This window comes from Pseudomonas sp. UC 17F4 (assembly GCF_900101695.1).
Taxonomy (GTDB): domain Bacteria; phylum Pseudomonadota; class Gammaproteobacteria; order Pseudomonadales; family Pseudomonadaceae; genus Aquipseudomonas.
Genome location: NZ_FNKV01000001.1, coordinates 3,859,512 through 3,877,838, shown reverse-complemented (window position 1 = coordinate 3,877,838; position 18,327 = coordinate 3,859,512). Strand labels below are relative to the sequence as shown.

12 protein-coding genes are annotated in these 18,327 nt (G+C 64.8%); 2 read left to right on the top strand and 10 right to left on the bottom strand.

Translation table 11 applies throughout. The features are described from left to right. Positions 1–5: 5 nt before the first annotated feature. Genes BLR26_RS17720 through BLR26_RS17675 form a run of 10 tightly spaced genes read right to left on the bottom strand, consistent with a single transcriptional unit; the run spans position 6 to position 11,014 of the window. Positions 6–1,142, bottom strand: coding sequence for a glycosyltransferase family 2 protein (locus BLR26_RS17720; protein ID WP_093383297.1), 1,137 nt, complete (start codon positions 1,140–1,142; stop codon positions 6–8). Next, positions 1,135–2,100, bottom strand: a complete 966-nt coding sequence (locus BLR26_RS17715) for a glycosyltransferase family 2 protein (protein WP_093383294.1) — start codon at positions 2,098–2,100, stop codon at positions 1,135–1,137. Before BLR26_RS17715 ends, BLR26_RS17720 begins: the two co-directional genes overlap by 8 nt. After that, a complete protein-coding gene (locus tag BLR26_RS17710) occupies positions 2,097–3,467 on the bottom strand; it encodes an O-antigen ligase family protein (RefSeq protein ID WP_093383291.1) in 1,371 nt (456 codons plus the stop codon). Before BLR26_RS17710 ends, BLR26_RS17715 begins: the two co-directional genes overlap by 4 nt. Then, the gene (locus tag BLR26_RS17705) at positions 3,464–4,552 is read right to left on the bottom strand and encodes a glycosyltransferase family 4 protein (protein WP_176794262.1); all 1,089 of its coding nucleotides are present in this window, start codon (positions 4,550–4,552) and stop codon (positions 3,464–3,466) included. Before BLR26_RS17705 ends, BLR26_RS17710 begins: the two co-directional genes overlap by 4 nt. Beyond that, positions 4,549–6,138 (bottom strand): GumC family protein, encoded by a 1,590-nt coding sequence (locus BLR26_RS17700; protein ID WP_045198768.1) that lies wholly within the window; start codon positions 6,136–6,138, stop codon positions 4,549–4,551. Before BLR26_RS17700 ends, BLR26_RS17705 begins: the two co-directional genes overlap by 4 nt. 20 nt (positions 6,139–6,158) lie before the next feature. Beyond that, positions 6,159–7,181, bottom strand: a complete 1,023-nt coding sequence (locus tag BLR26_RS17695) for a polysaccharide biosynthesis/export family protein (RefSeq protein WP_045198770.1) — start codon at positions 7,179–7,181, stop codon at positions 6,159–6,161. A 22-nt stretch (positions 7,182–7,203) separates the two neighbouring features. Next, positions 7,204–7,851, bottom strand: coding sequence for a CpsD/CapB family tyrosine-protein kinase (locus tag BLR26_RS17690; protein WP_045198772.1), 648 nt, complete (start codon positions 7,849–7,851; stop codon positions 7,204–7,206). Further along, positions 7,852–8,598, bottom strand: a complete 747-nt coding sequence (locus BLR26_RS17685) for a sugar transferase (protein WP_045198774.1) — start codon at positions 8,596–8,598, stop codon at positions 7,852–7,854. Then, positions 8,595–9,665, bottom strand: a complete 1,071-nt coding sequence (locus BLR26_RS17680; RefSeq protein ID WP_093383288.1) for an NAD-dependent epimerase — start codon at positions 9,663–9,665, stop codon at positions 8,595–8,597. Before BLR26_RS17680 ends, BLR26_RS17685 begins: the two co-directional genes overlap by 4 nt. Next, entirely contained in the window at positions 9,662–11,014 is a 1,353-nt protein-coding gene (locus BLR26_RS17675; protein WP_093383285.1) for a UDP-glucose dehydrogenase family protein, read from the bottom strand. The genes BLR26_RS17680 and BLR26_RS17675 overlap by 4 nt, the downstream gene beginning before the upstream one ends. Before the next feature lie 405 nt (positions 11,015–11,419). Here BLR26_RS17675 and BLR26_RS17670 point away from each other — a divergent pair, with 405 nt between their 5' ends. Both BLR26_RS17670 and BLR26_RS17665 read left to right on the top strand, forming a co-directional pair. Next, positions 11,420–13,129, top strand: coding sequence for a sulfatase-like hydrolase/transferase (locus BLR26_RS17670; protein WP_093383282.1), 1,710 nt, complete (start codon positions 11,420–11,422; stop codon positions 13,127–13,129). An 85-nt stretch (positions 13,130–13,214) separates the two neighbouring features. After that, positions 13,215–18,305: a dermonecrotic toxin domain-containing protein gene (locus BLR26_RS17665; protein ID WP_093383279.1), complete on the top strand. Its 5,091-nt coding sequence runs from the start codon at positions 13,215–13,217 to the stop codon at positions 18,303–18,305. Positions 18,306–18,327 lie beyond the last annotated feature (22 nt).

The window sequence follows — 18,327 nt, the reverse complement described above, 5'->3', positions numbered from 1 at the left end:
GGTGCTCATCGAGTCTGGTCGGGGTTCCATTGGTTGTAGCTGTGCCCGCGTAAAAACTGCCACAGGCCGACGCTCATGCCGGCCAGGGTCACCAGCACGAAGGCCGCCAGGCGAAACGGTTTGGGCAGGCGCTGGCGCACGTCCAGCAGGCCGGCGATGGCGATGGCATAGCCGAGCAGTTGCGCGGCCAGGGTCAGTTGGTAAAAGCCGTGGCCGTCGAGCAACCACAGGTTGGCCAGCAGCAGGGGCAACAGCAGCACCGGCGCCAGGCGGCGGATCAGTTTGTGGCTGATCAGGGCAATGGCGTACAGGCCGTGGCGCAGCGGGTTGAGCAGTTCGCGGCGAGCGGCCAGGCTGATCAGGCCGCCGACGGTGACGCGCTGGCGGCGGCTGAACTGGCGGTCGGCCTCGTCCACGCCCTGGTCGAGCACCTGGGCTTCGTCAACGTAGACCACCCGTTTGCCGGCCACCGGTGCGCAGGTGTTGATGTAGAAGTCGTCGTTGACCCGCGCCGGAATCGGCTGGTACAGCTCGCGGCGCAGTGCCTGCAGGGCGCCATCGGCCGACACCGTGCAGCCGGTGCGGCTCTCCACCCGGCGCAGCCAGGCTTCGTAGTGGCGGTACAGGCTTTCGCCCAGGCTCAGACCCTTGCCGGCCTCGGGGATGATCATCTTGCCCACCGTGCCGCCCACTTCAGGGTCGGCAAAGGGTGCCAGCAAGGCGGCGAGGGTGCCGTCAATCCAGTGCACATCGGCGTCGGTGAACACCACGATGTCGCCCGTACACTGGGTGACGGCGACGTTGAGCACGCTGTTCTTGCCCATGCGCGGCAGGTCGAGGACCTGGATGCGCGGGTCGTCAAAGCTGCGCGCCAGGGCCACGGTGCTATCCGTGGAGCCATCGCTGGCGACGACGATCTGCAGGCTCTGGGCCTGGTAATCCTGGGCCAGCAGGTTGCGCAGCTTGTTGTCGATATTGCGCGCTTCGTTGTGCGCGGCCACCACCACGCTGACCCGCTGCGGCGCCAGCGGCGCGGGGCGGTGACGGGGGAACAGCGGCCCCACCAGGGTCAGCAGCAGCGGGTAGCCCAGCCAGGCATAAAACGGTAGCAACAGGCACAACCAAAAGATGAACTCAGCCACGGGCGGGCCTCCTTGCGTTCCAGTTGAACAGGCTGAGCACGAAGGCCGCGCCGGCCAGGTGCAGGCGAATCCAGTGCAGGCCCCAAAGCTGCAGGGCGAACAGCAGGTCGCGGTGTTTCAGGCTCTGGCGCAGGCTCAGGGCCAGCGCGGGCAAGCTGGTGACCAGCAGCAGCAACAGCGCCAGGTGCGGGTAACCGTCGAGCAGCGCCGACAAAGCCATGAAGTCGAGCAGCCAGGCGCCCAGCGACAGCAGCGGAAAGCGCAGCAGGCGCAGGCTCGGGCCGTTGCTGCGCAGCAGTTGCAGGTTGCTGCCCTGGCGCCACAGCTCCTTGCCCAGCCACTCGCGCCAGCTGCCCTCAAAACCCCAATGCAGCACCACCGGCTCGCGCAGGGCCAAAAGCCGCGCGCCGGCCTTGTTCAGGTGCCAGGTAAAGTCCTTGTCTTCGCCGGTGCGCAGGGTTTCGTTGAAGCCGCCCACCTGATCGAACCAGTGGCGCTGCATCAGCAGGTTGGGGGTCGGCAGCCACTGCATCGGGTGCAGTGCCGGCAAGCCTGCACGCAGGGTCCGGCGTTGCCAGGCGCGGGCGAACCAGGGCGCCTGGCGCGGGGTGTCGCAGTCCAGGGCGAAGACGTCGCCACGGCCTTCGCCATGCAGCTTGAGCAGCAGGCTCAGCCAGTGCTCGGGCACTTCGATGTCGGCATCGAGAAACGCCAGCCACTCACCGCTGCTGGCCTGTACGCCACGGTTGCGCAAGGCGCCGATGGTCAGCCCCGGTAGGCTCAGCACCTGGGCACCGAGGCTGCGGGCGATCTGCGGGCCGTCGTCGCTGGAGCCGTTGTCGACCACCACCAGCTCGCAGTCAAGGCCGGCATCGGCGGCGGCGTTCAACGCTGATTGCAGGGTCCGGGCGATGTGCCGGGCTTCGTTGAACATCGGCACCACGACACTGACCTTCATGCCTTCACCTGCGCCGGTTGCGCCTGTTCGGCCTTGAGCCGCAGCACGCTGGACAGCGCCAGCATGATCCACAAGTACTTGTGGTTGGGCGCGCTGAGGAACATCAGGAACAGGCTGATGGCGAGCATGCTCATGCACAGGTGGGTGAGCAGGTCGGCCTGGCCCTGCTCACCCTGGCGCAGCCACAGGCGCCGGGCGTACCAGACGTTGTACAGGGCCAGCAAGACCATGCTGACAAAGAGGATGCCGGCCGGTATGCCGACCTCGCTGAAGATCTCCAGGTAGGTGTTGTGCGCGCGGCGGTACAGGTCGCCGACCTTGCGGTTGGCTGAAAACGCCTTGGCGTAGCCGGTGGTGGCGTAGTGCAGGGGGAAGGTGCCGGGGCCGGTGCCGAGCACCGGGTGTTCGCGGATCATCTTGCTGCCGACCACGATGTACGACGAGCGCCGGCCCAGGGAATCGTCCTGGAAGGCATTGACCCCGGACTTGAGCAGCGCCAGCGACTGGATGCGCGCCACGTAACTGGCCGGCATCAGCGCCACCATGGTCGGCAGCAGAATGGCCAGGCCAAGCATGGCAAAGCCCAGGTGCCGCGGGCGCAGGTGGGCGACCTGGGTGCGGTAGTGCACCAGCACGATGCCCAGGCTGATCAACAGCACCACCAGGCCCGAGCGCGAGTTGGTCTTGGTCATTCCCGCCAGCAGCAGGATGCAGCAGGCGATCCAGAACAGCTTGTGCAGCCGCCGCGGGCTGTTAAACACCAGCCACAAGGCCATGGGCACGGCGATGGCGATGAGCATGGCGAACACGTTGGGGTCTTCCAGCAGGCCGGCGGCGCGGCCTTCGTCCTGGTACTTGGCCGAGGCCATGGCCATGATGCAGGTCAGGCTGACACTGAGGGTCACCAGCCGGTACATCATCGGCAGGTCGAGGTCGCGGCCAACCAGCAGGGTGATGCCGAACAACAGCAGGCCCACGGCCAGCTCGCGAAAGTGCCCCAGGGACATCTCGCTGCTGTCGCTGGCCCAGAAACTCAGCAGGTACAGCGCCATAAACCCCAGCAGCAGCCGCCACATGCTGCTGCGCAGACGCTCGGCGGGCAGTTGCTTGACCGCCAGTTGCAGCACCAGCACCAGGGCCAGGGCCGCGCCGATCATTTTCGAGGCGGTCAGCTCGCTGTCCTTGAACAGGCCTTCCAGCGGCACCAGGGTGATAATTGCCAGCAGTCCCCAGGCCGGGCGTTTGTACAGCGCCAGCAGGCCGGCCAGGCCGATTACCGCGCCGGGGGCGAGAAACGGGTAGGGGCTGGCCAGCAATGCCACGCAGGCGATGGCCAGCAGGCCGATCAGGGACAGGGGAATGATCATGCGCAGGTCTCCGTGGCCGCGCCCAGGTAAACCCGGGCCCAGCGTTGCGCCAGCGTCGGCAGGTGATAACGTTCGCGTTGGGTGCGCCGCGCCTGGGCGATCAGCTCGCCGGCCTGGGCCGGGTCGAGCATCAGCGCCTCAAGCTGGGCGGCCAGCTCTTGCACCGCCAGGGGCCGGGCCAGCAGGCCGCTGCGCCCGTGCTCGATCACATCGGGGATACCGCCGACCGCAAAGGCCACCACCGGCACGCCATCCTGCATGGCTTCGAGCAGGATCATTGGCGTGCCTTCGGTGCGCGAGCTGATCACCAGGGCATCCAGGCGCCCCATCCACTGGCGCATGTCGGCCTGAAAGCCGGGCAGGCGGATGCGCTGGGTCAGGCCGGCGGCGTCGATGCGCGCTTGCAGCGCCTCTTGCTCCGGGCCATCGCCGAGCATCACCGCATCGAGCTGCGGGTGGCGCTGGCACAGCGGGATCAGCGTATCGAGAAACAGGTCCGGGCCTTTTTCGCTGCTCAAACGACCAACATAGCCGGCCAGCCAGCGGCCAGCGCCAGGGTGGCGTGCGGGCAGGGCGTCAGCCTCGGGCAAGCCGTTGGGGATCACCTGCAGCTTGTGCTCGGCGACCCCGGCCTGGCGATGGATGCGCTTGATGCTCTCGGCCACGCAGACCACCCGCTCGATGGTGGCGGTGCGGCACAGCTGCAGGCTGATCCAGGTGTACAGGCGCTGCTTGCGGCTGCTGGGGGTAAAGCCGTGCTGGGTGGCGACCATCGGCAGGCGCCACAACTGCGCGCCCAGCCAGCCGAACAGCAGGCCCTTGAAGTTGTGGCTGTTGATCAGCGGCTGCTGGTCGTGGCGCCGGCGCAGTTCAGCCAGCAGCTCGCCGACTCCGTCGCAGGTCTGGCAGGCCACGCCGGCGGCGCGAAAACGCGCCACCAGTTGCTCCGGGGCCCCGAGAAACAGCACCTGGTGCTGCCCCGGGGTGGCCTGGCAGTGGTCCAGCAGCATCCGCTCGGCGCCGTAGAAGCCGCCACTGCTGAGCAGGTGCAGGATCGGCCGTGGCGGGTTCAGGGCTGCGTTCAATTGCGCACCCAGTGCACCAGCCGCGGCAGCGACCAGCCCTTGTAGGGGTTGGGGGTTTCCGGGGTCTGGTCGTTGATCACCAGCAGTACCGGCAGGTCCAGTTGATGGCTGATTTGCGCCGGGTGTTTGAAGCGCCGGTCAAAGAACTCTTTGACGTACACCAGGGCAATCGCCAGCAGCAGGCCGGTGAGCATGCCGAACGGCACGATCAGCAGCGGCTTGGGAAACGCCGGCTCCGCAGGCTCGTACGGGGCGCTGAGGATGCGCGCGTTGGACAGGCCGTTGAGCAGGTCGGCGCCGCGCGATTCTTCGTAGCGCTGGGTGTAGGTGAAGTAGGCCTTGTGCAGGGCGTCGATCTCGGTGTCGAGCTGGCGCGCCTTGCTCTGGGTTTCTTGCAACTGGTGCACGCGGCCTTTGAAGTCGGCGATGCGCGCGGTCTTCTGGGCGATCACGTCCTGGACCACGGCCAGGTCTTTCTCGCGCTCCTTGATGCGGTTGGCGACGATCTTCAAGAACTGCTGGCGGGTCTTGGCGATCTGTTCGCGTTGCAGCAGCATTTGCTCGCTGCCGGGCTGGAACACCGCCAGGTCGCTGACGTAGGTCAGCACCAGGGTGGTCAGCTGTTCACCGAGCTGCTTGATCTCGCGGTCTTCAAAGGCCACGTTGTCGACCGTGGTGGTGAAGGTGTAGGGGAAGGCGAAATCGCGCATGTTGGCGTTGCTGGCCGCGGCCAGGCTGGTTTTCAGGTAGTCCAGCCACTGCTGGCTTTGCAGCAGGCGGTCGCGGTACTGGTTCAGCGCCTGTTCTTCGGTGTTGATGGCGTTGAGGCGGAAGGTGATCTCTTCTTTGGGGTCCGAGGAGCCGATGCTTTCGAGCATGCCCAGGCGCTTGCCTTCGAGGTCATCCATGCGCACCTGGTACTGCAGTTTCTTCTGCTCGTAGAACTGCTCGGGCAGCTCGTTGGACTGCAGGTTCTGGCGGTTGCGCAGGTAGTTGTCGAGCAGGCGGCTGACGAACAGCGTGCCCAGTTTCGGGTCGGGAAAGCTATACGTCACCGAGACCACGTTGGAGCCGGGCAGGGTTTCGACCTTGAGGTCCTTGATGGCGTCGTCGGTGAGGGTGTCGAGCTGGGTGTCGCGCACCGGGTCGACCTCGAGGCCGAACAGCGAGCGCACCGGGTTGACCACGTACTCGCGCAACGGGTTGATGATGCCGCTGCGGATCGGCCCGAACACCACCCGCTGCATGAAGCTGGGCGGGATCTCGTACTTGCCCTCGGCGCGCAGCTGGCTGATGGTTTCGCGGATCAGGGTCGGCGAACGCAGGATATTGCTCTCGGTCTCCATGTCGGCCAGCGACGGCGGGATGAACTTGTCGGTCTCCTGGGCGAGGGTGGTGTTGGTGTCGCTCTGGGACAGTTTTTTCGACTGCACGATCACTTCGGCGGTAATGTCGAAGCTCTGCTTGAGCACCAGCGGCAACAGCAAGGCGATCACTGCGAAGACCAGGAACACCCGTTTGACCAACTGGCGGTTGGCAAAGAAGATCCTGAAGAATTCATGCAGGTAGTTTTCTTTTGTATTCATGCTCGGATACCCGCCTGGAATTAGTTGTTGTCGCTGTCTTTGTTGTCAACGCGATAACCGAAGCTGAAGCCGACCCCCTGGAACAGCACCACGTCAGCCAGTTGCCGGGCCAGGTCGCCGGCGCTGGCGAGCTTGGTCTTGGGCACGTAGAGCATGTCGTCCGGCTGCAGGTAGGCGACTTGCGCGGCGCTGGCATCCAGGGCCTTGTCGACGTTGTAGGGCACGGCCTGCACCTGGTTGCCGTTGCGGCGCATGATCACCACCGAGTCGAGCCGCGCCTTGACGTTCGGGCCACGGGCCAGGGTCAGGGCTTCAAGCACCGACACCGGGCGGCGGATCGGGTAGGCGCCGGGCTGGCCGACTTCACCCAGTACGTAGATCTCGTTGACGGCGGTGGACTTGAGCATCACGTCTACGGTCATGCGCCCCGGCAGGTCGGCGTAGCGCTTGTTCAGGTAGGTCTGCAGCTGGGTGACGGTCATGCCCTGCAGCGGCACCGAACCGATTTCCGGGAAGCTCGCCTGGCCGTCGCTGCCGACGGTGATCTCGCGGCTCATGCCGGTGGCCGGGTGGTTGAGCGCGCTCTTGAGGTTCTGCTCGTTGGTCAGCGGGCTGATCACCTGCACGGTGACGTTGTCGCGCCCGGGCTGGAACAGACGCTTGTTGCGGTAGGCCTGCTGGATGGTGCGGCGGGCTTGGTCCGGGGTTTGCCCGGCAACGTTGACCGAGGTGTTGGCCCGCGGCAGTTCGATGGTGCCGTCGGGCAGCACCAGCTGGTTGCCGTTGAGCGAGCTGGCTGCCGGGAAGGCCAGGCCGACGGTGTCGCCGGACTGGATACGGTACGACGCCGAGCCGCTGGTGCTGATGTGGAAGATCACATCGAGCACGTCCTGCGGGCGCAGCACCTGTTCGCTGCGCGGCAGTTCGGCGTCCTGGGCGTTGGCGGCATTGGCGGTCATGATCTGTACCGGCATCTGCCGGGTGTCCTGATTGGCGCAGCCGGCCAGGGTCAGCAGGCACAGCGCGAACGTCGTGTATTTCATGTGAGGCTCCTGGTCTGCTGGCCTAAAGGTTGTTGTACAGCCACTTGGGCATGTAGTACTTGCGCCGGTTGAAGACGCTGCCGATCAGCCTGGCGCCGGCCTGGGTCAGGCGCTGGGCGGCGGCCTGGGCCACTTCCCAGCGGGTTTCCTCGGCGCACACGACGAGAATCACGCCATCGACCAGGGTGCCGATGATCAGGCTGTCGGCGCTGGCGTACACCGCCTCGCCGTCGATCACCACGAAGCGGTAGTGCTCGCCCATGTGCTTGAGCAGCACCCGCAGCAGGTCGGGGTTCAGGCGCTCCTTGCCGCGCTTGTAGGTGCCGGCCGGCAGCACGTCGAACGGCTGGTCGGACAGGCGCACGATGCAGTCCTGCATCAACGGCGGGGTGTCCTGGTCGAACATCAGGTCGTTGAAGCCGCGCAGCTTGTGCAGGCTCAACTGCTGGCTGAGGTTGTTGCCGCTGGGGCTGCTGTCGACCAGCAAGACCGGGCCGCCGCTCATCAACGCCAACTGGCTGGCAAAGGCCAGGGCGCTGGTACTGGTGCCGCTGCCGGTGTTGGCAGCGGTCAGCAGCAGGATGCGCTGGTCTTCATCGAGCACCGTGGAGGTCAGGTTGGTTTCGCTCGGGGTGGCGATCGTCAGACTTCTTGAAGTAGAACCGTCCATTCAACTTGCTCCGTGGCCGCTGAAGACTTTGAAGGGAGTCTTGAAGAGGATCTTCAGATCCAGCATCAAGCTCTGTTCGTTGATGTAGCTCAGGTCCAGTTCGACTCGCTGGTCGAAGTCTATGTCGCTGCGTCCGGAGATCTGCCACAGGCCGGTCATGCCGGGGTAGATGCTCAGGCGGGCGAGGTGGTTGTCTTTGTAGCGATAGGCGTTGAACGAGGTGGGGCGCGGGCCGACCAGGCGCATGTCACCGAGCACCACGTTGAACAGGTTGGGCAACTCGTCCAGGCTGCTGCGCCGCAGCCACTGGCCGATCGGGGTGACGCGCGGGTCTTTGTCGATCTTGAAATCGATGGCATCGGCGCCGTGCTTGTTGAGGTGGCGCACCGAGTCCTTCAAGGCCTCGGCGTTGGCGACCATGGTGCGGAACTTGTACATGCCGAAGGCGCGGCCGCGATAACCGGTGCGTTTTTGCACGAAGAACACCGGGCCGGGGCTGCTGAACTTGACCAGCACGGCCAGGCCCAGCAGCAGTGGCGAAATGATCGCCAGAATGCACAAGGCACCAAAGCAGGCGACCACCCGGTTGGTGCGCGACAGGGTCCAGGGGCGCCCGCCGGCACGGCCGGTCAGCCAGCCACGGCCTTGCATGTGAATCGCCGCGTCGATGCGCTGGCGGTGCGCGGGGTCCATGCGCTTGTCTTGATACAGTGCCTGCAGTTGCGCACTTTTAGGTTGTCCTGTCATACCGTTCTCCGTTGCTGCGCGGGCAAGTGCCCGTTGACCCGCACCGCGTCCCGGTCAAGTTGCGGGTAGTACTGATGAAACCAGGCAATAAAACGCCCGAGCCCTTCATCCAGCGAAACCTGGGGGGTGAAGCCGGTGACCTGTTCCAGGGCGCTGGCATCGGCACATGTGGCCAGCACATCACCCGGTTGCAAGGGCAGCAGCTCGATGCTGGCGCTGCGTTGCAAGTGTTTTTCCAGCAAGGCCACGTAGTCGGTGAGTTCCACCGGGCGCTGGCCGCCGATGTTGAACAGGCGCCACGGCGCGTGGCTGCTGGCCGGGTCCGGATGCTCGCGGTCCCAGGCCGGGTTGGCGGTTGGCGCCAGCGGGATCAGGCGTACCAGGCTTTCGACGATGTCATCGATGTAGGTGAAGTCGCGCTGGTGCTGGCCGTAGTTGAACAGCTGGATCGGCCGGCCTTCGGCAATCGCCCGGGCGAACTGGATCGGCGACATGTCCGGGCGGCCCCAGGGGCCGTACACGGTAAAAAAGCGCAGGCCGCTGGTGGGGATGCCGAACAGGTGGCTGTAGCTGTGGGCCATGGCCTCGTTGGCTTTTTTGGTCGCCGCGTACAGCGACAGCGGGTGGTCGACGGCATCCTCGACCCGGTACGGGGTGTGCTGGTTGGCGCCGTACACCGAGCTCGACGAGGCATACAGCAGGTGCTGCACCGGATGGCGGCGGCAGCCTTCGAGAATGTTCAGAAAGCCGCTGAGGTTGCTGTCGATGTAGGCCCGCGGGTTTTCCAGCGAGTAGCGCACCCCGGCTTGCGCCGCCAGGTGAATCACTACCTCGGGTTGCTCGCTGGCAAACAGCTCGGCGATGCCGGCGGCATCGTTGAGGTCGAGGCGGTAGAGGGTAAAGGCTCTGGCCTCAGCTTCGACCCAGCGCACCCGCGCATGCTTGAGCGCCGGGTCGTAGTAGTCGTTGAAGTTGTCCAGGCCGATCACCTGGTGGCCGTCGCGCAACAGCCGCAGGCTGCAATGGGCACCAATGAAACCGGCGGCGCCGGTGACCAGGATCTTCATGGCGCCGGTACCTCCGGCTGCACCTGGCGCAGGCCGATGCCACTGTAGCTCAGGCCGAAAGTGGCGACCTGCTCGGGGTTGTACAGGTTGCGCCCGTCAATGATCAGGCGGCTGCGCAGCTTTTTCGCCAGCAGGGCGAAGTCGACCACGCGAAAGTTTTTCCACTCGGTGCAGATCACCAGGGCGTCGGCGTCTTCCAGGGTGTCGTCGCGGGTGGCGCACAACTGCAGGTCTTTGCGGTAGCCGTAGATGCGCCGGCATTCGGACATCGCCTCGGGGTCAAAGGCGCACACGGTAGCGCCTTCGGCCCACAGCGCTTCCATCAGGTAGCGGCTGGGGGCTTCGCGCATGTCGTCGGTGTTGGGCTTGAAGGCCAGGCCCCAGACCGCAATCGACTTGCCGGCCAGGCTGCCAGGAAAGCGCTGCTTGAGCTTGGCGAAGAGGATCTGACGCTGGCTGTCGTTGACTTCACTGACGCTTTGCAGCAGGCGCAGCGGCATGCCGCTGCGTTCGGCGGTGTGCAGCAGGGCGCGCAGGTCCTTGGGAAAGCACGAGCCGCCAAAGCCGCAGCCGGGGTAGATGAAGTGGTAGCCGATGCGCGGGTCGGAGCCGATGCCTTTGCGCACCGCTTCGATGTCGGCGCCCAGGTGCTCGGTGAGGTTGGCCAGCTCGTTCATGAAACTGATGCGCGTGGCGAGCATGGCGTTGGCCGCGTACTTGGTCAGCTCGGCGCTGCGGTTGTCCATGAACATGAGCTTTTCATGGTTGCGGCAGAAGGGCGCGTAGAGCTCGGCGAGCTGGTCGTGGGCCTGGTCATCGGCGGTGCCGACGATGATCCGGTCCGGGCGCATGCAGTCGGCCAGGGCGCTGCCTTCTTTAAGGAACTCGGGGTTGGACACCACCCGCACCTTGAGCGCGCCCTTGCCCAGGCGCTGCAGTTCTTCGCCGGCCAGGGCGGCGACCTTGTCGGCGGTGCCGACCGGGACGGTGGACTTGATGATCAGGGTGCGATCGGCTTCCATCAGCCCGGCGATCTGCCGGGTCACCCCCAGGACATGGGAGAGGTCGGCCGAGCCGTCTTCATCCGGCGGCGTACCGACGGCGATGAAGATCAGTTCGGCGTGACTGACCGCATCACTGGCCTGGGTGCTGAACAGCAGGCGGCCTTCCTTGATGTTTTCTTCGAGCATGGCCGAAAGCCCCGGCTCGCTGATCGGCGGTACGCCCTGACGCAGTTGACTGATCTTGTGCGCATCGACATCGACGCACAAAACCCGGTGTCCTACGTCTGCGAGGGCCGCAGCTTGCACAAGACCGACATAGCCGGTGCCAAATACGCTCACGTCCATGTCGGCGTGCCTCGTATGGAGTAATGAGGATGAAACAGTGGTGTGATTTCGGTATAGCCCACCCGTGGGAAGTCGTGTCAATCAAATGGCATGTTTCGTCGGATTTACACTCGCTGTGATTTGGGCTTTTTGCTATCAAGCCGTTCTAAATCCGGGGGTTAGCATTGGTGAGCACTGGCCAATTGCCGCATCGCAAAACGATGAACGGTCGAAGCCCGCGATAAACAAGGCGTTTATGGATGTGGATGTTTCACGAATGCAACGCTTTCGCGTTTTTGAACTGTCAGAATTGGCGCCGCCAAGTTGGGTCAAAAAACTGACGCTGTTCCGGTTTGCGCTTTGGGTGGCGACTGCTAACGTGTCAATGTCCGGGTGCTTGCAAGGTCAAAATTGGGCGAGGGGAAGATGTTCAAATACGTCAAGGAACTGCTGCTGGCGCTGTACCTGCTGAGCAATTACCCCTATTACCTGGAGCGCTTGCAGGCCATCGGCCTGAGCCCGGCGTTGCTGTTGTACCTCGGCGTCCTGGTGCTGCTGGTGCTGGCCTTGCTGCTGTGCGCCAACATCCGCCAGGCCTGGCTGCGCTGGGGCTTTGCCCTGGTGTTCAGCGCCAGCGCGGTGTTCTTCGATGCCTACACGCGTATTACCGCCGACTACCTGACCTACAGCGGCTTTATCTCGATGGTGTATTCCGGTGGTTTTATCGGCGAGGCCATCGAGCAGTACCACAGCGTGATCCTCCGGGTACTGGGCAGTTCGCTGCTGTTGCTGCTGGGCCTGGGGCTCAAGCCACGCCACCCTGTGCCCGGGCCCAGGGCGCTGCCGTGGGCGGCGCCGCTGCTGGGCATTGCCTTGCTCACGGCGATTCTGTTCGTGCGCGCCGGCGAAGGCGCGCGCGGCCTGCCGATCATGTACACGCCGCTGGCCTATGCCAACCTGATGCTCTACGAGTCGCTGCACGACAGCGTCGGCCCCCGTGAGCCGGTGACCCTAGCACGCAGCGGCCCGGCCCTGGCCCGCGACATCGTGCTGATCATCGACGAAAGCGTCTCGGGCAATTACCTGGACCTGAACACCGCCCATGGCGTGCGCAGCCAGCTCAACCAGGCCCGGCCCGGGGTGAGCATTTTCAATTATGGCTACGCCGCCTCGATCGCCAACTGCAGCTCCGACACCAACGTCACCCTGCGTTATGGCGGCACCCGCGACGACTACCTGCGCATCAACTCGACCCTGCCGTCGATCTGGCAGTACGCCAAGGCCGCCGGCCTGGGCACCGTGTACATCGACGCCCAGCGCACCGGCGGCAACCTGCAGAACCTGATGAACGCGGCGGAAAAACGCGACATCGACCAGTTCATCCAGTTCGACGGCACCCCGGTGCGTGATCGCGACATGGCCGCTGTGGCCAAGCTCACCGAGCTGCTGGCCGACGGCAAAGCGCAACTGATCGTGATCAACAAGGTCGGCGTGCATTTCCCGGTGCACGACAAATACCCCGACGACTTCATGACCTACCGCCCGGCCTTGCCGCGCGGGCAGTACACCGACATCACCGACACCGGCCGGCGCGACGGATTCAATGGCCAGCCCGAAGACTGGGTGCTGTACCGCAATTCGTACATGAACAGCCTGCTGTGGAACGTCGGCGAGTTCTTCAACCGCCTGTTCGCCAAGGCCGACCTCAGCCAGGCGGTGCTCATCTACACCTCCGACCACGGCCAGGACCTGCACGAGCGCGGCAACCCGGGGCTCAACACCCACTGCGACAGCAACCCGGTGGAAGAGGAGGGCCTGGTGCCGCTGGTGGTGATCCAGGGCCAGGGCCTGCAAACCCTTGACTGGCAGGCGCAACTGGCAACCAACAAGGACCGCTCCAGCCACTACAACATCTTCCCCACCTTGCTGCAGCTGCTCGGCTACGACCCGGCCGGCATCGCCGCGGTGTACGGGCGCTCGCTGGTGGTGCCGAGCGACGACCCGTTCAGCTTCAATACCCGCTTCAATGCGCGGCTGGGGGCCAAGCCGGTGTTCAAGCATATTGACCTGAGCGAAGTGGTGACCCCGGGGGCGGCCTTGCCGAATGCGCAGATGCCGGTGGGCCAGGCGGATTGAGCGGGTGAAGGCACTATTTATCTAGCTCCGCCGTCAACGGCGGTGCTGCTCTCCTGACAGCCCCTCACTGTCAGGAACTTTTCCAATGACACCTGCAAAGCCAAACCCTGCGTTGATTTTCCACCGCACCTTGATCGGCGCGGCGATTCCTGCCTGGGTCAGCCATCTGGCGGCCAAAGACTTTCAAACCCTGCTGCAGAGCCAGCAACTGCCGTCGACGATAGAGCCGCAGCTACAGGCTGCGCTCAAGGCTTCGAGGGCTGCACGCCAGGCGCTGGCAGTGCAGCTTGCCGTGCTCAAGGGCATCAGCCAGTTCTGTGCACCACTGTTGGCCCGTTCATTACGTGAGGCCCATGGGGTGGAAGTGGATGTGCTCAAGGCGCAACTGCACCAGGTCGGTTTTGAAACCCTTGGCGGGCGTACCTTGCCCAAGGGCGCGACCCACAGCAGCAGCCTGCTTGAGGCGGCGCTGCAGAATTTCAGCGCCAACGAAGACCTGGGCCCTTTCAGCTACCTGGCTGACGCGCAAGGTCAAACCGTGAGCCTGAGCTGTGAGCGTTTCGTCGCCCTGTGCCGCGAACTCGACCTGGGTCGGCAGTATCAGCAGCACCTGGCCGAGGTGCTGCAGGACCCCGTCAGGGCCGCCAGCATGACGGCAGCGACCCGGGCCGACTTCGTCGCGCAAGTGCAGCGGGCGCGAAGCTACGGTGAAATCACCGACGCAGTACAGGCCGCGTTATTGCTGCTGGCCAATGGCGCTGCGCCCCGGCTCGATGGCAAAGCCGTGGTCTGTCGGCAGATCAGCGTGCTGGGCAGCGTGCTGGACGGAGCGCTGTTGATCGGCCCGGATCCGGCGGCGAGCAATGTCACTGAACGCTGTGTGGCCTGGATCGCCGGCGCGCCGCTGTACCCGATCAAGGAGTATTCCTCGACCAGCGCCTTTGCCCACGACCTGGCTACCAGCCTGCAAGCTGACGATTACCGCCAGGCAATACTCAAATGTGTGCCCCAGGCCGAGCGCCCGGCATTTGTGCGCGCCTTGAATCAGGCGCTGTACGTCGAACGCTTTGAGGGCGAGGAAAAGATCCGCCAACCGATCCGCAATCCGCGCCTGCAGGTCGAGGAACATGCGCTCGACGGCGAGCTGTGGAGCCGCTTGCAGCGCCTGCAGGTGCGCAGGCTCAAGGCCAATGCCCGGGTACTGGCGGTGCCGACCGCCGATGAAGACCGCGCCGCGCGCCTGGCGCGTTTGCAGCATTGGCTGGATATCGGCCTGAATGTGCTCAACGCTGCGGCGTTTTTAGTCCCGGCGCTCAATCCGCTGATGCTGGCGGTGACCGGCGCGCAACTGATGGCCAACGTGTTCCATGGCGTCGAGGCCTGGGAAGCCGGGGAAACCGCCGAAGCCCTGGCGCAGGTCGAGTCGCTGGTGGTCAACCTGGGTTTGATCGTAGGGCTGGGGGTAGCCGGCAGCGCCGCCGAACCGTCGCTGTTTGTCGATGGTCTGGAGCGTGTCGAATTGGCCAATGGCCAAGTGCGCTTGTGGAAGCCCGACCTGAGCGGTTATGCAAGCCCGGTGCAACTACCCGAGGGCCTGGCGCCCAATGCCCTGGGGCAGTACGCGCTGAACGATCAGTTGTACATCCGCCTGGATGGCAAGCTGTACCAGCAACGCTATGATGCCGGTCTTCAACAATGGCGAATCAGGCACCCGGACAACAACGACGCCTTCGAGCCGCCGCTCAAACACTACGGTAACGGCGCCTGGCAGTTCCAGGGTGAACAGCCGCTGCATTGGGAGCGTGGCCAGTTGCTGCGGCGCATCGGCGTTCTGGCCGAGGGCCTGGACGATGCCAGCCTGGCACAGGCTGCCGACATCAGCGGGGTCGACGACGACGTGCTGCGCCACATGCATGTCGAGCAGGGGCCGCTTGCACCGCTGCTGGCCGATACCTTGCAGCGCCTGCAACTGGACCGGCGCATTACCCGGATGGTCGCCGATATCCGCAGTGGTGCGGCGCTGGAGGCGGGCATGACCTATCCGCTGGCGTTGCTGGTCGAGTTGCCCAAATGGCCGGCCAACCGGGTACTGCAGGTGTTCAGGGGGCCGGAGCTGTGGGGTGAATCGCAGACCTATGGCCTGGATCGCTGGCCCCAGGGTCACGCCTTCAAGGTGCTGGCCGCCGATGTGCGCAGCGGCAAGCTCGCCCAGGTGCTGTTGCAGGCCTTGAGTGAGGCGCAACGCAGCGAGCTGCTGGGTGAGCATTTGCCCGAGCAGGCACGCTTGCCGGCCTTGCGCGAGCAATTGGCCGATCTGGCAGAGCGCAAGCGCAGCGCGGTGTTCGACAGTCTGTACGCCAGTATCGAAAGCGCCCCCGGCCTGGGCGCCAAGACCTTGCAGCGTGACTTCGCCTCGCTGCCTGATTCGCTTGCCGAGGAAATTGTGCGGCACGCCACTGCCCAGGAGCGTGGGCAACTGATTGGCGAGCAAGCGCGCGTACCTGGACGCTTGGCCGAAGAAGCCCGGGCCTATCAGCGCCAGTTGCGCCTCAATCGTGCCCTTGAAGGGTTGGTGTTCCCTGCAAGAATGGCCCTGGACAGCGAGCGCCTGGCACTGCAATTGCTCGCCGATTTGCCCGGCTGGAACAGTGGTATTCGCCTTGAGCTACACCAGCAGACGCTGGCCAGCGCGGTGCTGGCCAGCGTCGGTGACACCGAGGCAGAGCTGCGCTCGATACTCAAGTACGAGGGTGGCTATCGCGTTTTCGATGCCCGCGGTAATGAACTGGGGCTGAGCGATGACTTTTTTGCTGCGCTGTTACGCGCACTGCCCGACACCCTGCGCCAGTCACTTGGGGTAGAGATCTACGAGCCCGCGCAACTGCGCCAGCGTCTGACCCAGCAAGCCCTGGGCAATCGCGCCCGCTGTTCGACCCTGATCGGCCAGCAACCCTCGCGGCCCTGGTTGCAATCGCCGTTGCGCCTGGCCGACGGGCGCCGTGGCTACCCGCTGGGCGGCGCGGTGGGGACCTTGCGTTCCAGCGAATATCGCCGTTTGAGTGCCTTGTACCCCGAGTTGCGTGCCAATGAAATTTCCGAGATCAAGAACCAGCTGAGACTCGCCAATGAAGACCTTGGTGTTGCGATCCAGGGCCTGGAAGATGAGTATCGCCAGCTCGGGCAGACCCTCGACAACTGGGTGGCGCAGCGACCCAGCGCTGGCGAGCGGGTGGACCGGGAAATGCTTCGTGACCGGCTAAAAGCCGCCTGGCGCCGTGTGGGTGGCGATCATAAACATGAACTGGACCTGTCCTCCTGGAGGCCTGGCGGATTGCCAGCGATCAATGTGCGCTTTCGCCATGTCACCCGCTTGTTCCTGCATCGGATGGAACTGAGCGCAGTGCCGGAGCAATTCCTTTCGTCGTTTACCGAACTCAGGGAACTGAACCTGGACCACAACCGCCTGACCGAGATACCCGCTGCGCTTGGCACCCGGACCAAGCTGCGGTTGCTCAGCCTCGAGGGCAACCAGATCGCGGTCAATGCGCGCATGTTCGACCCGCTGCAAAGCTTGCGGGCCTTGCGTGGGCTGGGCCTCACCGGTAACCAGATGGCCACGCTGCCGGTTGAAGCGATCAATGCCCTGGGCAAGCTCGATAGCCTGACCACGCTGGGCTTTCGGGCCAATGGCGCGACCCTCGATGCCGAGCAGTTGCAAGCCCTGGCGGCAATCCCGTTGCAGGAGCTGGACCTTGCCCGCAATAACATCCAGCTGGACGAAGACGGGGCCACAGCCTTTGCGGGCCTTGTGCGGTTGCGCAAGCTCAACCTGGCCGACAACCCCCTGGGCCGGGCGCCGCAGCTGGCCGGCCTGCGGATGCTTGAGCACCTGAGCCTGCGTGGCTGCCAGCTCGAAGACTGGCCTGATGGGTTGCTGGAGCTGATGCAGCCGCCAGAGCATCGGCTGCGCACGGTGGACCTGAGCAGCAACGAGCTGAGCGAGCTTCCCGACCTTGCGGCCACGGCCTTTGGCGGTGCGTTGCGTGCCGACGGCCAGCGCAGCCGCTGGCTGCTGCTCAACCAGAACCCGCTCAGCGAGGCCGCTGCCACTCACTTGCGCGGCCTGGGGATGCCGTTCAGTCACCGTGCCAGCGGCCTGGCCGCCGGCTGGTTACGTGAGGCGAGCGCCGAACAGCAGCAACTGTGGGACACCTTGTTCCCCGATGAAGACACCCATCGCCCGCTGTTGCTGGTGCTCGACCGGGCGCTGGAGTCCAGCGAGGCCCGGTTCGATTTCAACAACATGTCCGCCAGGGTCTGGGAGCTGCTGCGCGCCGCACAAGGTTGCGACCAGCTGTTCAGTGATTTGCAGGCGGTTGCCGACGCTTACCCACCAACCTGTGGCGACGCCGGGGCCGACGGCTTCAGTGCCCTGGAAGTCGAGTTTCTCGCCTATCGCCAAAGCCAGGAGGCGCTTGACCCGCTGCAGCGCACGGCGGCAGTGGTCGGCTTGTACAAACAGCTCTATCGCCGCGAGCTGGTCAACTCCCTGGCCCAGCGTATCGGCCTTGCCCGCGATCTGCGCCGCGATGCCATGCGTGCCGGCAGCCGCCCGTTGCCGGCCTTCGACCCGCTGGATAACCTTACCGACCAGGACCTGGAGCATGAGTCCGACCCGGTGGAAATTCGCCTGAAGTTGCGTCAGGAACTGGCCACCCGGCTCGACTTCCCCGAGCCGTCCAGCGGCATGCTCTATGCGCACAGGGCCGGTGTTGACGCGCGTGTGGTCAAGAATGTCGAGCGCGAAGTCCAGCGCCTGAGCAGCCAGGTGGAGGCCAGGCAGCAATGGATGGTGCTGCAACATGGCTGGAAGCGCTACTTGCGCAAACTGCACGGGCAGCGCTTTGCGACCTTCGAACAGCAATGGCGCGATGCCGCCGACTACCTGTTGAGCTGCCTGTACGACTGGCATGAGTTCGACGGGCCGCTGGCGCCCGAGGTGCGCAGTGCGCTGCAGCAGATCCTGCCCGATGCACCCGTGGACGGGCAGGGGCACCTGCAGCGTCTGGCACTGTCGGAAGGGCGCTACTTCACCGCTGAGCAGCAGTTGAAAGAAGTCAGCACTGCGGCCGAGCACGGCCTCATCCTCGAGCTGACCCGCAGCAGCGAAAGCTAAGCGGCCTGAACGGCCTTGCCTT